Origin of the sequence: Dokdonia sp. Asnod1-B02, from assembly GCF_045063955.1 — a bacterium.
GTDB lineage: Bacteria > Bacteroidota > Bacteroidia > Flavobacteriales > Flavobacteriaceae > Dokdonia.
This window is the reverse complement of the sequence record NZ_JBEFNW010000002.1, coordinates 2,427,657-2,444,355: the sequence shown is the minus strand read 5'-3', so window position 1 is coordinate 2,444,355 and position 16,699 is coordinate 2,427,657. Positions and strand designations below refer to the sequence as shown.

Annotated in this window: 12 protein-coding genes; all 12 read left to right on the top strand. The window is 38.1% G+C overall.

The window, feature by feature from the left end; genetic code table 11:
- The first annotated feature begins 5 nt into the window (after positions 1-5).
- The 12 genes from ACJJVU_RS11070 to ACJJVU_RS11015 all read left to right on the top strand — a co-directional run bounded on the left by ACJJVU_RS11070 (position 6) and on the right by ACJJVU_RS11015 (position 16,635).
- Entirely contained in the window at positions 6-1,385 is a 1,380-nt protein-coding gene (locus tag ACJJVU_RS11070) for an HTTM domain-containing protein (protein ID WP_405225334.1), read from the top strand.
- Positions 1,366-3,804, top strand: a complete 2,439-nt coding sequence (locus ACJJVU_RS11065) for a TonB-dependent receptor domain-containing protein (protein WP_405225331.1) — start codon at positions 1,366-1,368, stop codon at positions 3,802-3,804. Before ACJJVU_RS11070 ends, ACJJVU_RS11065 begins: the two co-directional genes overlap by 20 nt.
- Positions 3,805-4,046: 242 nt before the next feature.
- Positions 4,047-5,519: an IMP dehydrogenase gene (guaB, locus tag ACJJVU_RS11060; protein ID WP_298324296.1), complete on the top strand. Its 1,473-nt coding sequence runs from the start codon at positions 4,047-4,049 to the stop codon at positions 5,517-5,519.
- 156 nt (positions 5,520-5,675) lie between these two features.
- Positions 5,676-7,310, top strand: a complete 1,635-nt coding sequence (locus ACJJVU_RS11055; RefSeq protein ID WP_339845008.1) for a CTP synthase — start codon at positions 5,676-5,678, stop codon at positions 7,308-7,310.
- 82 nt (positions 7,311-7,392) lie between these two features.
- Complete coding sequence (gene yidC / locus ACJJVU_RS11050; RefSeq protein WP_405225327.1) at positions 7,393-9,279, top strand: membrane protein insertase YidC; 1,887 nt, start codon at positions 7,393-7,395, stop codon at positions 9,277-9,279.
- A 187-nt stretch (positions 9,280-9,466) separates the two neighbouring features.
- Entirely contained in the window at positions 9,467-9,976 is a 510-nt protein-coding gene (locus ACJJVU_RS11045) for an RNA polymerase sigma factor (RefSeq protein WP_035337394.1), read from the top strand.
- A complete protein-coding gene (locus tag ACJJVU_RS11040) occupies positions 9,963-10,406 on the top strand; it encodes a hypothetical protein (protein WP_405225323.1) in 444 nt (147 codons plus the stop codon). The genes ACJJVU_RS11045 and ACJJVU_RS11040 overlap by 14 nt, the downstream gene beginning before the upstream one ends.
- 20 nt (positions 10,407-10,426) lie before the next feature.
- Positions 10,427-10,963 (top strand): DUF4252 domain-containing protein, encoded by a 537-nt coding sequence (locus ACJJVU_RS11035; RefSeq protein ID WP_339845000.1) that lies wholly within the window; start codon positions 10,427-10,429, stop codon positions 10,961-10,963.
- A 1-nt stretch (position 10,964) separates the two neighbouring features.
- The gene (locus ACJJVU_RS11030; RefSeq protein ID WP_013752431.1) at positions 10,965-11,513 is read left to right on the top strand and encodes a DUF4252 domain-containing protein; all 549 of its coding nucleotides are present in this window, start codon (positions 10,965-10,967) and stop codon (positions 11,511-11,513) included.
- Between the two features lie 313 nt (positions 11,514-11,826).
- Positions 11,827-14,223, top strand: a complete 2,397-nt coding sequence (locus ACJJVU_RS11025) for a zinc-dependent metalloprotease (RefSeq protein WP_405225320.1) — start codon at positions 11,827-11,829, stop codon at positions 14,221-14,223.
- A gap of 84 nt (positions 14,224-14,307) precedes the next feature.
- On the top strand, positions 14,308-15,336 hold the full coding sequence (locus ACJJVU_RS11020; protein ID WP_405225317.1) for a threonine aldolase family protein: 1,029 nt from the start codon (positions 14,308-14,310) through the stop codon (positions 15,334-15,336).
- A 192-nt stretch (positions 15,337-15,528) separates the two neighbouring features.
- The gene (locus ACJJVU_RS11015; RefSeq protein ID WP_298324322.1) at positions 15,529-16,635 is read left to right on the top strand and encodes an OmpA family protein; all 1,107 of its coding nucleotides are present in this window, start codon (positions 15,529-15,531) and stop codon (positions 16,633-16,635) included.
- The last annotated feature ends 64 nt before the right edge of the window (positions 16,636-16,699 follow it).

Genomic DNA, 16,699 nt, shown 5'->3' with positions numbered 1-16,699 from the left:
CTTAGATGATACAGCAAGTCAAAAGATATTTAAATACACAAAGAGAGGCCGCACCACTAGCGGTCTTTCGTGTGTCTTTTGGGTTGCTCATGCTAGCCAGTCTCATCAGATTCTGGAGTTACGGGTGGATTGAAAAATTTTACATTACGCCATCCTTCCATTTTACATTTTATGGTTTTGAGTGGGTGCGTCCTTTTGGGAATTATACCTACTTATTATTTGCGATATGTGTGTTGAGTACGATCATGATAACCATAGGTTATAAATACCGTTCGGCAATCATTGTCTTCTTTCTGAGTTTCACGTATATAGAGCTCATGGATAAAACCATGTATCTCAATCACTACTACTTCATCAGCATGCTTAGTTTCCTGATGATTTTCATACCAGCTGGCTCTTATTTTTCGATTGATGCATTACAGCTTTCGCGAAAGCGTACAGCTACACCCATCCAGTTTGTGCCTCGCTGGACAATTGATAGTATCAAACTACTGCTGGGGATAGTGTATGTGTATGCTGGCCTAGCAAAACTTAATAGCGACTGGCTTGTAAAAGCAATGCCGCTTAAAATCTGGTTACCTTCTAAGTTTGATATTCCGTTTATAGGCGATTTGTTGGGTCAAGAATGGGTGCATTATGCCTTTAGTTGGTTTGGAGCGGGATATGATTTATTTATTCCATTTTTTCTGCTCTGGCGTAAGTCTAGGACTTACGCATTTATCATGGTTATTATTTTCCATGTACTAACACGAGTACTATTTCCTATCGGGATGTTTCCGTATGTGATGATAGTGAGCGCATTGATTTTCTTTGATGCAGGTTTTCATAAAAAGATTATTTATGCTTTCGCGAAAGCGGTAAAATACCCACAACAGTTATTAGAAACTACAGAGCGTTTTATACCTAAAAATCCTAATCTAGCAAAGACTTCTTTAGTTATTGTTGTAGTATTTTTTGTAATCCAACTACTTTTGCCATGGCGTTACCTAGCGTATCCTGGGGAGTTATTCTGGACAGAAGAAGGTTACAGATTTTCATGGAGAGTGATGCTTATGGAGAAATCTGGGTATGCACAATTTAAAATAGTAGACGGTGTGAGCGGAAAGCGATTTTATGTAGATAACACAGATTTCTTAACGCCACTGCAAGAAAAGCAAATGAGCTTCCAACCAGACTTTATTTTAGAATATGCTCACTATCTTCGCGACCATTTTGAGGGGCAAGGTCATCAAGAGGTAGAAGTCTACGTTGAGTCTTATGTTGCTCTCAATGGAAGGTTAAGTACCGCTTATGTTGATCCTAAAGTGGATCTCGCGCAAATAGAAGATTCTTTTGCTCATAAAAATTGGATTATACCATTTACAGATGAAATTAAAGGTTTATAGTACGTTATTATTGATTTTATGTGCGCTGTCTACGAGTGCACAATTTACATTTTCAGGTAAAGTAACAGACGCCACAGGTGCTGGTATTCCTGAGGTTGAGGTCTATGTGCGCCAGGCAAATATGGTAGTTACCACAAATGCTTCTGGGGCTTTTTCATTTGAGAATGTGCCATCTGGAAACTATGCTGTAGTTGTTTTTGGCTTTGCTTATGAGCTTGTAGAAGATCAAGTTAATATTACAAGCAATGTCACTAAGAATTATACACTTCAAGAGCTAGGAGAATCACTTTCTGAAGTGGTGCTTACTAGTCGTCGCGAGAAGATTTTTGCTTTACGCTCACTTAAAAAAGTAGAGGGAACAGCAATTTATGCTGGTAAAAAGAGTGAAGTGGTGCTTGTAGACCAACTTACGGCAAACCTAGCAGCAAATGCACCTAGACAGATCTATAGTCAGGTCGTAGGGCTCAACATTTATGAAAACGGAGATGCTGGATTGCAACTTAATATAGGTGGTCGTGGTCTAGATCCTAACCGCTCTGCCAACTTTAATATTAGACAGAATAACTATGATATAAGTGCAGACGTTCTTGGATATCCAGAAAGTTACTACACGCCACCGGCAGAGGCTCTTAAAGAAATTCAAGTAGTACGTGGTGCTGCATCATTGCAATATGGAACACAGTTTGGTGGATTGATAAATTTTAAATTCAGAGAGCCAGTAAAAGACAAGAAAATCGAATTGATATCAAGACAAACTGCAGGTTCTTATGAGTTGCTTACTTCCTTTAATAGTTTAAGTGGTACGGTGGGGAAATTCAGTTATTACACCTACTTCAATTATAAAGAAGGAGATGGATGGAGGCCAAATTCTCAGTTTAATAGCCGTAATTACTTTGCGCACGCAGCATACCAGTTAAGTGAGAATACTAAAATAACTGGAGAATTAACCTTGTTTAATTATCTAGCCAAACAGGCTGGAGGTCTCACAGACGCTCAATTTATAGAGGATCCTAACTTTAGTAACCGTGATCGTAACTGGTTTGATGTAGACTGGAAAGTATATTCTTTACGCCTAGATCACGCCTTTAGTAATAAAACAGATTTTAGTTTAAATGTGTTTGGACTAGACGCACAACGTAGTGCAGTAGGTTTTAGAACCAATAGAGTATCACAGCCAGATGATTTAGAAGAGCCTAGAGAACTTCTTGTGGACAACTTTACAAACTGGGGAGCAGAGGCACGCTTGCTTACGAGATATAAGATAGGAGAGAAGGATGCTGTTTTCTTGATAGGAAGCAAGTATTACGATGCAAGTAACAGTCAGCAGCAAGGTCCTGGAACTACGGCTGCAGATGCAGATTTTAGTTTTGCTACAGAGCAGTTTCCTAATTATGAACGTCAAGCGGAATTTGATTTTCCTAATAGAAACCTAGCTATTTTTGGAGAAAACATCTTTAATGTTACAGACAGACTTTCTATAACTCCAGGTTTTAGATATGAGCAAATCAAAACGGAGAGTGCAGGCTCTTTTAATAATGTAGTTGTTGACCTAGCGGGTAATTTACTTGTAAATGAGGATATAGCAGATAATAGAGTTTTTGACCGTGATTTTTTACTATTAGGTGCAGGCGTAACATATGATCTATCTCCAGCAGTTGAATTGTACGGGAACTTTAGCCAGAATTATCGTTCTGTTACATTTAATGATATTAGAATTACAAATCCATCATTTGTAGTTGATGAAAATATAACTGATGAGGAGGGATTTACCGTTGACTTAGGTGCTAGAGGTCGCATAGATAATAAGTTTGCTTACGACTTTAGTTTGTTTGGTGTGCGATATGATGACCGCTTAGGGGAAGTGCTTTTTGAAGATACAGATAATAGTATAAAGAGACGTCGTGGCAATATAGGAGATGCATTTATTTACGGCCTAGAATTTTTTACCGATTGGAATATAAAAAACACATTTTTTGAAGATCAATCAGATTATAAACTTAAGCTCTTTACAAACCTAGCGCTTACAAGTTCAGAATATTTAAGCTCTGATGCAAATGGTGTAGAGGGTAATGAAGTAGAGTTTATTCCAGATGTAAACTTTAAAACTGGGGTAAATTTTGGATATAAAAACTTCACAGGAAGTGTGCAGTACACATACCTTACAGAGCAATTTACAGACGCATCAAATGCTCCACAAGATGTAAATGACAATCAGCGTGGTATAGAGGGAACAATACCTTCATACGGAGTGCTAGATATTTCGGCGGCATATACTTGGAAGCGTTTTAAACTAGAGGCTGGATTAAATAACGCACTAGATGAGTCTTACTTCACGAGACGTGCTACAGGATATCCTGGCCCTGGGATTATACCAGCAGAACCGGTTACTTTTTACACGACGTTACAGATTAAGTTGTAATTATTCGTTAGAAAGTCTCAACGGGGGATTGTGAACTTTAAATAAGGGACTATTTTTTGGCTTCAGCTAGAGGGTGCTCATTGTATAATATAGGTTGCAGTTCTTAAATATGATTTTTGACTCGCAAGTTTTACATATTATCTGTATTTTTGCACGCAATTAATTGTTAGCGTGGATTTATAGTTTATTCGCTTTCGCGAAAGCGTAATAACCCACTCTCACTTCTTAAAACAATAATTGCGATGACTGCACACGAGAATAAAATCTTAGGAGAAGGACTTACGTACGATGACGTACTTTTAGTACCAGCTTTTTCTGAAGTACTTCCAAGAGAGGTTAGTATACAATCAAAATTTACCCGAAACATCACACTTAATGTGCCTATTGTCTCTGCGGCAATGGACACAGTGACAGAAAGCCGTATGGCAATTGCTATAGCGCAAGAGGGTGGAATAGGCGTGTTGCATAAAAATATGACTATCGAGGAGCAAGCGATTAAAGTGCGCAAAGTAAAGCGTGCCGAAAGTGGAATGATTATCGATCCAGTTACATTACCTCTTGAATCAAATGTAGGCGATGCAAAAGCAGCCATGAAGGAGCATAGCATTGGAGGTATTCCTATTGTAGACGACGCTGGGAAATTGATAGGTATCGTGACCAACAGAGATTTACGTTTTGAGAAAAACAATGATCGTCCGGTAAGCGAAGTAATGACTTCAGAAAACCTCGTTACAGCTGCTGAAGGAACTTCACTGCAACAAGCGGAGGAAATTCTTCAAAATCATAAAATTGAAAAACTACCTGTAGTAACAGATAGCAATACACTTATAGGTCTCATCACTTTTAGAGACATCACAAAACTTACTTTAAAGCCTAACGCAAATAAAGATATCTATGGTAGACTGCGAGTTGCAGCTGCGATAGGTGTAACTGGAGATGCTGTTGAGCGTGCAGGTGCATTAGTAAAAGCGGGAGTAGATGCTATTGTAATAGATACTGCTCACGGTCATACTAAAGGTGTAGTAGAAGTGCTTAAGGCAGTCAAAAAAGAATATCCTACACTTGATTGTGTAGTAGGAAACATAGCTACTGGAGCTGCTGCAAAATATCTTGTAGAAGCAGGAGCAGATGCGGTTAAAGTAGGTATTGGTCCGGGATCAATATGTACTACGCGTGTAGTGGCAGGTGTTGGTTTTCCACAATTTAGCGCAGTACTTGAATGTGCAGCCGCTATCAAAGGATCTGGAGTACCAGTAATTGCAGATGGTGGTATACGTTACACAGGTGATATCCCTAAAGCAATTGCTGCAGGAGCAGATTGTGTAATGCTAGGATCATTACTTGCAGGTACTAAAGAATCTCCAGGAGAGACTATCATCTATGAAGGGCGTAAGTTTAAATCTTATCGTGGTATGGGTTCTGTAGAAGCAATGAAACAAGGATCAAAAGATCGTTACTTCCAGGATGTAGAGGATGATATTAAAAAACTAGTCCCAGAAGGGATTGTAGGTCGCGTACCATATAAAGGCGAACTTAATGAGAGTATCCACCAGTTTGTAGGTGGTCTTAGAGCTGGAATGGGGTATTGTGGAGCTGGAAGTGTAGATGCACTAAAGGAAAATGGACAATTTGTAAAAATCACGGCTAGTGGTATTAATGAAAGCCATCCACATGATGTAACAATCACAAAAGAAGCACCTAATTACTCTAGATAAATAGGCAGCTTTCTACAAAGCAAAACTTAAATTACAAAAGGCAATCCAGCTTAGGATTGCCTTTTGTTTTGATTAAATAAACGGGTCAAGTGTCTTAAAGTCTCCTTAAAATCTTGTACTTTTACACCCCGTAAACGAACTACAGAAAAACCTTCAATGGCATCTACAAAATACATCTTCGTAACGGGCGGAGTTTCTTCTTCTCTAGGTAAAGGTATCATCGCTGCATCGCTAGCTAAATTACTTCAAGCCAGAGGCTATAGAGTTACTATCCAGAAATTAGATCCTTATATAAATATTGATCCAGGTACTTTAAATCCTTACGAGCACGGTGAGTGTTATGTAACAGATGACGGTGCAGAGACAGATCTTGACCTAGGTCACTATGAACGTTTTCTCAATGTTCCTACATCACAAGCAAATAATGTCACTACAGGTCGTATCTACCAAAGCGTTATCGATAAAGAACGTCGAGGAGAATTCCTTGGTAAAACGGTACAAGTAATCCCTCACATTACAAATGAAATCAAGGAGCGTATCCAGATTTTAGGTAAAAGTGGAGATTATGATATTGTTATTACAGAAATAGGTGGAACCGTAGGTGATATTGAATCACTTCCATATATAGAAAGTATAAGACAACTTAAGTGGGAGCTAGGAAAGCAAAATTCACTAGTTATTCACTTAACACTTATTCCTTTTCTTGCAGCAGCAGGAGAGCTTAAGACTAAGCCTACGCAACATAGTGTAAAAACACTTATGGAAAGTGGTATCATGGCAGATATCTTAGTATGTCGTACAGAGCATGAACTAGGATATGAGCTTAAAGCAAAACTTGCTCGTTTCTGTAATGTAGAGCAAGAAGCAGTGATAGAGTCTAGAGATGCAAGTACTATTTATGATGTACCTAATCTTATGCTAGAAGAAGGACTTGATGTTATATCCCTTAAGAAACTAGATCTTCCTGATACAACTCAACCAGAGCTTACTGGATGGAATGAATTTCTTGCAAAACATAAGAACCCAAAATCTACAGTTACTATTGGATTGATAGGGAAGTATGTAGAGTTACAAGATTCTTATAAATCTATACTTGAATCGTTCATTCATGCAGGTGCAGAAAATGAGGTGAAAGTAAAGATAGAAAGCATACATAGTGAGCATATTACTCCAGACGTCATCAAAAATAAAATAGCAAAACTAGATGGTGTTCTTGTGGCGCCAGGTTTTGGAGAACGTGGTATTGAGGGTAAAATTAAAGCGGTACAGTATGCTAGAGAGCATAAAATTCCATTTTTAGGAATCTGTCTTGGTATGCAAATGGCAGTGATAGAATATGGTAGAAACGTTTGTGGTCTTGAAAAAGCAAACTCTACAGAGATGGACGCAAATACTCCGCATCCAGTTATTGGTTTAATGGACGAGCAAAAGAACATCACAGAGATGGGAGGTACCATGCGTTTGGGAGCTTGGGCTTGTAAACTTGAGCCTAACAGTATTGTGAGTGATGTTTACGGTGAAGAAGTTATTATGGAGCGTCACCGTCATAGATATGAATTTAACGATGTATACCGCGAGCAGCTTGAAAAAGCTGGCATGAAAATCACAGGGACAAATCCAGACACTGGACTTGTAGAAATTATAGAATTAGAAGACCACCCATGGTTTGTGGGAGTGCAATATCACCCAGAATATAAGAGTACGGTATCTAATCCACATCCGTTATTTGTGGCATTTGTTAGAGCAGCTGTAAGTTATGCTCAAGATAGTACGCGTGCCACTATGTCATAAATTATAATAATGGAGGCAGAATTGCTTTGAGAAAATCACGCTTTCGCGAAAGCGTAATAAAAACACTACCTAAATACAATTGATGAAAAAGAACTTCGACACAAATTCTCTTATCGGAATGCTCCTTATGGGAGGGATTCTAGTATGGATTATCTATTTTAATAAGCCTACTCCTGAAGAAATAGAAGCACAAAAAGCAGCACAAACAGAACAACTTCAAGAAACCGAAGAAGATGTTGCTTCACTACCAGTAATGGATGCTACGCCTGTAATTGCGACAGACTCTTTAAGTAATGTAGCATTACAAAATAGATTAGGAACATTTGCTTACTCTGGTTCGCTGCCATCTGCAAAGGAAGGAGCAACAACTACAATTGCAAATGATGTATTGGAGCTTAAAGTAAGTAATAAAGGAGGTTATATTACAGAAGTAAAACTGCTTAAACACAGTACTTTTGACTCAATTCCTGTATACCTTATTAAGGATGGTAATAGCCAATTTAATGTAAGCTTTAGCACGGCAGATAATCGTAATCTTAATACAAAGGATTTATTTTTTGAGCCTACTTTATCAAAAAATGGAGGAAATGATGTCCTGTCTATGAAACTTAAGGTTTCTCCAAGTGAATACTTAGAGTATCGTTATGAGCTTAAAGAGGGTGATTATATGATGGATTTTGGGATGAAGTCTCAAGGACTTTCTTCTCGTTTAAATACGTCTAACCCTATGCGCATGCAGTGGGATTTTAAGGGAATGCGTCACGCACGTAGCCAGTCTTACGAAAATAGATACACACGTCTTACTTATAAATATGAAGAAGATAAGACAGATAAGTTATCTCCAGCAGGAGATGACGATGAGATAGAAGAAGATCTTGTGTGGATGAATTACCGCCAGCACTTCTTTAGCTCAATGCTTATTTCTGAGACTCCATTTAAAGAAGCAAGATTATCATCTACCGATTTATATAAGGAGGCAGACGATAGAGATGAGGCAACTATTTTTACAAAAGAATACAAGTCTGATGTATTGCTAGAAGCAAAAAATGGAGAGATAGACTACGCCATGCAGATGTACTATGGTCCTACAGATTATACTATTTTAAAGTCTTATGATCAAGGCCTAGATGAAGCAATGCCATTAGGATGGGGAATCTTTGGGTTCTTGAACAAATACTTAGTAATTCCGTTTTTTGCATTCTTAACTGGATTTTTACCAGCGGGAATCGCAATTATTGTGATGACTATTTCAATAAAGTTATTACTGTCGCCAGTTCAGTACAAGCAGTACACTTCTCAGGCTAAGATGAAAATCTTAAAACCAGAGATTGCAGCAATTTCTGAGAAGCATAAGGACAATGCAATGAAGAAGCAGCAGGAAACAATGGCGCTTTATAGCAAGGCAGGGGCAAGTCCTGCCGCAGGTTGTTTACCGGCTTTATTACAGATTCCTGTGTTTTATGCACTATTTACGTTCTTCCCATCTGCGTTTGATTTAAGAGGAAAGAGCTTCTTATGGGCAGATGATTTATCTAGCTATGATGAGATTGCAAAGCTTCCGTTTGAAATTCCTTTCTATGGAGATCACGTGAGTTTATTCCCAATACTTGCAGCAGTTACTATTTTCTTCTCAATGAGATTAACCACAGGTAACCAGCAAATGCAACAGCCTACGCAAGAAGGAATGCCAGATATGAGTAAGATGATGAAGTACATGATGTATTTCTCTCCACTACTTATGCTTGTTTTCTTTAACCAGTATGCAAGTGGATTGAGTTTGTATTACTTCATATCAAACCTTCTTACGATTGGTATTATTTTGGTAATCAAAAACTTCATTATCGATGAAGAAAAGATTAAAGCAAAAATTGAAGTGAAGAAAGCTAAGCCTAAAAAGCAAGGTAAATTTGCTAAGAAAATGCAACAGATGATGGAGCAGGCAGAGCAACAACAAAAAGGAAAGAAATAATACACTTTAGTATTACTACTTCATAATTACTTAGAAATCCCGTCTTTATTGAGACGGGATTTCTTGTTTTTATAGAAGAGTTGTTTGTGATTGTATCACGTTTTCGCGAAAGCGTAAAGAAAATTCTTATTCTCATTGTAACAAATGCAATACTGCTTCGTCTTCCTTATAACTAACCAATTAATCGATGGACCAACATACGTTCATAAAACTTGTAACTCCTTTTAAGGATAAAGTGTACCGCGTTGCAAAGCGGTTACTCGTATCTGACGATGAAGCTCAAGATGCTACGCAGGAAGTACTACTGCGTTTATGGACAAAGAGGTCCGACATAAAAAAATATCGAAGTGTTGAAGCATTTGCGATGACGATGACAAAAAATTATTGCTACGATAAGCTTAAAGCAAAAGGAAGCAATAATCTTAAAATCGTTCATAACAATTATGAAGATCACTCAGGAAATACAAGTAAGCATATAGAAGTTGCAGATGAGGTAGCTTGGGTTTTTAAACTCATGGAAGATTTACCAGAGCAGCAAAGACTTATTGTACAAATGAGAGATGTAGAGCAAATGGATAACGCAGAGATTGCTGTGATACTCGAGATGAATGAAACTGCTGTAAGAGTAGCTTTATCTAGAGCTCGCAAAAAACTAAGAGAAGAATTGATTAAAAAACGAAACTATGGAATCTCATAATATAGAGAAGCTACTAGATGGTTACTTTGAAGGAGCAACTACGCTTAAGGAAGAGCAGGAGTTGAGAGCTTATTTTACAAGTGATCATGTGGCGCCACACTTAGAAGAATATACTAGCATGTTTACGGCATTTAGTGTTGCCTCAAAGGAAACATATGATGCATCAATAGTGCTACCTCAAAAACAACGGTCAACATCTATTTACAGATTTGCAGCCAGTGCTGCAGCAGCAGTTATTGTGGGGTTAGTATTATGGACGCAAAGTACTCAAGTAGATGCTAGTATTTCTACTAACTATGAGAATGAAGAACTAGCCATCTTAAAAACAAAACAAGCACTTGGGATGATGTCCCAGATGATTAATCAAAGTACGACACAGCTGGAGGTGGTGCAAGAATTTGATAAGGCATCCAGCACTTTATTTAAATAAAAATTCAAATTAAAAATATTATGAAAAAGTCAATAATGTTAGTGGCATTTGCCCTCGTAACCTTAGTAAGTTACGCACAAAGTCCTTTTGATAAATACGAGGATGTAAAAGGAGTTACTTCTATAGTAATGAATCAAAAGATGTTCAAGCTGCTTAGTAAAGTAGATCTCAACTCATCTGACCCAGAAATGCAAAAGTATATTAACCTTGTAGATAATCTTGAGAACGTAAAGATGTACACAAGTGCAAATACAGGAGTAATGGACCAGATGAGCGGTACGATGAAGAGCTATATTACAAGTAGCAATCTTCAAGAGTTAATGAGAGTAAAGGACGATGGTAAAAATGTAAAATTTTACTACAAAGAAGGAAGTAGTGAAGATTATGTAAAAGAATTTGTGATGTTCTTAAGCGGAGATATGGAAGGTGAGAAACGTGCTGTATTCTTTCAAGTAACAGGAAACATTGATCTCAAGCAAATCTCAAAACTTGCACAAGATTTAGACTTTAAAGGTAGTGATGCTCTTAAAGAAGTAGGTAACGCAAAAAAATCGTAAGATGAACACATTTATAAAAGTAACCATCACTGCAGTGCTAGCTGTTGTTACACTAGCCAGTTGTAGTAATAAGCAGTCTTTACAAGAATATTATGTAGACAATCAAGAGAATGGTGATTTCATTCTTGTAGATGTACCTACAAGCCTACTTGGTAAGAATGTAGAAGCATTAACAGAAGAGCAACAAAAGGTTTTTAAGACCGTGCGTAAGATCAATCTTATGGCATATCAAACAAAATCTGGAGACACTGCAGCCATGCAGATAGAGCGTGATAAAGTAAAAGATATCCTTACCTCAGATGATTATGAAGAGCTTATGAAAGCTTCTGGAGATATGGGCCAAATGCGCCTTTATTTTAAGGGAGAAGAAGAGGCTATCGACGAAGTAATTTTCTTTGGTGCAGATGACAACAAAGGATTCGTTCTGGCTCGTCTGTTAGGTAATGACATGAATATAGGAGATATGATGCGTATGGCAGAGTCGCTTAACAAAAGTGATATAGATGTATCTCAGTTTGGCAGTATTATGGAAGTTTTTGAAAATCAGTAATGATCAAAAAATGTTGAACGCATGAGTCCTATTTGGCGATAGGCTTTCCATATATAAAGAGCATCCCTTTGGGTGCTCTTTTTTGTTTGGAGCATGTGGTCATTGTGTAACAGCACACTAAGTTTCCCGCTTTCTGTTGCAATTCCTCGCGCCGGCTGCGCCAGGCAGCTGCGGGATTTACACGGCAATCGGGGCTAGCTTGGAGTGTATTGTGTGTCTCTACTATATTCAGCCCGCTGATATTAGCTATTTTGATATTTGGATTTAATTTTTTGAGCTAAACACGTATCTTAGACAACCTTAACAGCAATCCATGAAAAAATATCTAATTCTCACCGTTACCTTGCTTGTCGCAAGCTCTGCGTTCGCACAATTTTTAGAAACAAAAAAAGACCTCGTTACAGAAAAGGGTTTCTTTACCCTTCACTATGACGAAAGCGAGGATAAAGTATATGTAGAGGTAGATAAGCTGGATGAGGAGTTTTTATATGTTCACTCTCTTCGCACAGGTTTAGGAAGTAATGATATTGGGATAGATAGAGGTCAACTAGGAGGAACTGCGGTTGTAAAGTTTCAAAAGGCAGGTAATAAACTATTACTAGTTCAGCCTAATTTAAAATACCGAGCAAATACTGATAACGCCTTAGAGCGTAAATCTATAGAGGAAGCATTTGCAAAGTCGGTGCTGTTTGGGTTTCCTATTAAGGAAACAAAAGGAGGGAAGTACCTCATTGATTTCACACCATTTTTACTAGAAGACACTCATGGAGTTGTAGCTAGACTAAAACGAAGCAAGGAAGGAACCTATAAACTAGATAAAACTAGAAGTGCTATGCATATGGAGCGCACAAAAGCATTTCCAGAAAATACAGAGTTTGAAGCGCTGCTTACGTTTAAGGGAACTCCTACAGGCAGAAACATAAGAAGTGTAGCTCCAGATGCGAGTGCACTCACAGTGGTACAACATTACTCTTTTGTAAAATTACCAGATGATAATTATACACCTAGACGTTTTGATCCAAGAGCTGGAAATATCTCAACTACATATCTAGATTATGCAACACCTATACAAGAGCCTATTGTAAAACGTTATGCAAACCGTCACCGTTTAGAAAAGAAAAACCCAACGGCAGCAGTAAGTGAGGCGGTGGAGCCTATCATATATTATCTAGACCCAGGTACTCCAGAACCTGTTCGTTCTGCACTATTAGAAGGAGCTAGCTGGTGGAATCAGGCCTATGAAGCTGCTGGTTTTAAAGATGCTTTTCAGGTAAAAATGTTACCCGAAAATGCAGATCCTATGGACGTGCGATATAACGTGATACAGTGGGTACATCGCAGTACAAGAGGGTGGAGTTATGGAGCAAGTGTTACAGATCCTCGTACAGGTGAGATTATCAAAGGTCATGTAAGTTTGGGTAGTCTGCGTATTCGTCAAGATTTCCTTATTGCTCAAGCGCTTATGAATAAGCCTTTTGCCGAAAGAGATGATAATTATAAGCCTATGCTAGAAATGGCACTAGCTAGAATACGCCAACTAAGCGCTCACGAGGTGGGACATACCATAGGTTTTGCTCATAATTTTGCTGCCAGCACAGAAAATAGAGCAAGTGTGATGGATTATCCTCATCCTACGCTTACATGGGCTGGTGATGAAGTAGACTTTTCTAATGCCTATGCCACAGGTATAGGAGCTTGGGATAAAGTAACAGTTAACTACAGCTACGGAGTGGCTCCTCAAGGAACATCAGATGAGGTCTTTCTTGATAATATACTTACTACCGCAGAAAAGGCCGGATTACGATACATTACAGATAGTGATGCGCGAGCTCAAGGTGGAGCACATTATAAGGCCCATCTTTGGGACAATGGATCAGATGCGGCAGATGAGTTAGAGAAAATGCTCGTTCTTAGAAAAGGTGGAATTTCAAACTTTTCTATAGACAACATCCGTACAAACGAGCCATACTCAATGCTTGAAGATGTATTTGTCCCTTTATATTTCTATCACAGATATCAAACCGAAGGGGCAGTAAAGATGATAGGAGGTCTTGATTATAATTATGCTGTAAAAGGAGATAGTAATCTCAAAGTAACAGAAACACTTGCTCCTAAAGAGCAGGAGAGAGCTTTAAAAAGTGTTTTAAAAACACTTACCGCTAGCGAACTAGCAATTCCCAAAGATAAATTGGCTTTATTTCCACCTAGAGCGCAGGGATATTCTCGCTCTAGAGAAAGCTTTAAAAGTAATGATGGAGTAGCATTTGATGCGCTAGGGGCAGCAGCAACAGCTAGTGACATGACATTGAGCTTGCTATTACATCCAGAACGTGCAAACAGGCTAGTACAACAGAAGGCTTTAGATAATAAGCAAATGGGGTTAGATGGTATGCTAGATACTTTGGTTGAGACTACACTTTTTTCAAAAGAATCAGATAGTTACCGCAAGGAGGTACAGCAAACTATAAATTACAATGTATTGAAGCACCTAATGAACCTTGCAAATCATACAAAGGCAATACCGCAAACTAAGGCTTTTGCAAAAGCACAGTTAAAAGAGGTGATGTCTAATTTTGGTTCTAAAACTTCTGATGCTAATGCAGCATTTATGGTCGATGAGATTAAAGACTTTTTAAAATCGCCAGAGAAGTTTAAAGTTCTTCCATCACCTAAGATTCCTGATGGATCCCCGATAGGGTGTTTTGAGTAACATTTTCGCGAAAGCGTATACATTTTTAAGCCAATCATAGTGGAGATAAACCAATGGTCTCCATAATTAATACTTATATTTTTGATGAAAATAGATTTACGTTCTGATACGATTACAAAACCTACTCCTGCCATGCTTGAATATATGATGCATGCAGAAGTAGGTGATGATGTTTATAAGGAGGATCCTACTGTAAATGAGCTTGAACAGCGCATTGCAGAGATGTTTGGGATGGATAGTGCACTTTATTTTCCTACAGGAAGTATGACAAATCAAGCTGCCATAAAAATTCACACCCAACCTGGTGAACAACTCATCGCAGATAAGTATGCACACGTTTATAATTATGAGGGTGGAGGTGTCTCTTTTAATAGTGGAGTATCATGTAAGCTTATAGATGGTAATCGTGGTTTAATAACTGCAGCGCAGGTAGAAGAATCAATAAATCCACCAGATTTTTATCATAGTCCGCTCACAACATTGGTATGTCTTGAAAACACTACAAATAAAGGAGGAGGTGCTTGTTATGATCTTGAGGAGATAGTAAAAATTAAAGAAGTCTGTAATACTCACGGTTTAGGGTTACACTTAGATGGTGCACGTTTATGGAACGCACTAGTTGCTACTGGTCAAACGGCTAGCTCCTATGGTGAATTATTTGATACCATCTCTGTGTGTTTATCAAAAGGGCTTGGAGCCCCTATGGGTTCTGTTCTAGTAGGTAAACAACAGTTTATGAATAAGGCAATGCGTGTGCGCAAAGTACTAGGAGGAGGTATGAGACAAGTGGGTTATATGGCAGCTGCTGGATTATATGGACTAGATCATCATATTGAAAGAATGAGTGATGATCACGCTAAGGCAAAAGAAATTGCAAGGTTACTTGAATCGCTTTCATATGTTAAATCTGTAGAGAAAACAGAGACCAATATTTTAATTTTTAATCTAAAAGAAACGACCGATGAAGCTGCTTTTGTTAGTTATCTTTTTGATAATGATGTAATTATAAGTGACATGGGGCAGGGTAAGTTGAGGATTGTAACTCATTATGACTACAGTAATGCGTCTCACAAGCTTGTTTTAGACGTTTTGAAGAAATTTGAGAGTGTCTAGTTTTTGAGGATTTATGCATTAATATCATAACAATTGCTAAGTTTCATTTTATTCATGTATTTCATCGATAAAAGATGTGATTTCGTCAGAATTTAAAATTCTTAAAAAAAAGTTAACGCATTTGTTAGGGAAAGCTCTTATTTTTGTACTTTGAAATTGAAATTCACAACAATTACTTTTAAAATCAACATTATGAAGAAAATTTTATTTTTATGTGCCTTTGTAGGTTTTGCATTTGCAAATGTGCAAGCACAAGATTTACCAACAAACCCTGAGCCAGGAAAGTGTTACGTACGTTGTACTACTCCTGATATCTATGAGACTCAAAGTGTTCAAATCCAAAAGACTCCTGCTTACAAGGTTCTTAAGGTAGTGCCTGCTCAATACGATACAGTAACTGAGCGTGTTATGGTAAAAGAAGCTTCTAAGCGTCTTCGAGTAATTCCAGCTACTTACAAAACTGAAACAGTAACTTATGTAAAAAGTACTTCAGGTTCTTCTTTAAGAATTGTTCCTGCATCTTTTTCGAACGATACTGAAACTATTGAAGTAAAATCTGCATATGCGCAGTGGGAATTAGGTGCTCCAGCTCCTGATTGTGCTTCTTCTAACCCTGACGATTGTCGTTACTGGTGTTACAAAGGATACCCAGCAGAATATACTACGGTATCTAAGCGTACTTTAGCTTCTGACGCTGCTGTTCAATCTACTCCAGGAGGTTCTGCAAACGGAACTTACACTGTAAGAGTAATTGATCAACCAGCACGTGTTGTTGACGAAGAAATCCCAGCTGAATTTGCAACTATTACTAAAACTGTAATGGTTAAAGATGCAACTACAACTGAAGATGTTGTTGCTGCTACTTTCTCTACTGTTTCTAAAGAAGTTCTTAAGCAAAAAGGTGGTCTTACTACTTGGAGAGAAGTTGAGTGTGCTCTTGTTGAGTACCAAGCACTTCCTATCAACTGGAATACTAACTCTGCTACATTAACTCCTGCTGCTAAAAGCATCATTGACACACGTCTTATGCCATTATTAGCTCAAAACCCAGGTGTAAAATTAGAGATTGCTTCACATACTGATTCTAGAGGGGCTTCTGCTTCTAACCAAGATCTTTCTGAGCGTCGTGCACAATCTGTTGCAAACTACCTTATTTCTAAAGGAGTAAACAACAGCTTACTTGTTGCAAACGGTTTTGGAGAAAACAAACTTAAGAATCGTTGTGCAGATGGTGTTTCTTGTACTGAGCGTCAGCATGCTGACAACCGTCGTACTGAATTCCGTCTTATCAATAACTAAGACTTTATAAAACATTAGCTAACCAGCCCAATGTTAAAGCGCCTTCGAAAGAAGGCGCTTTTTT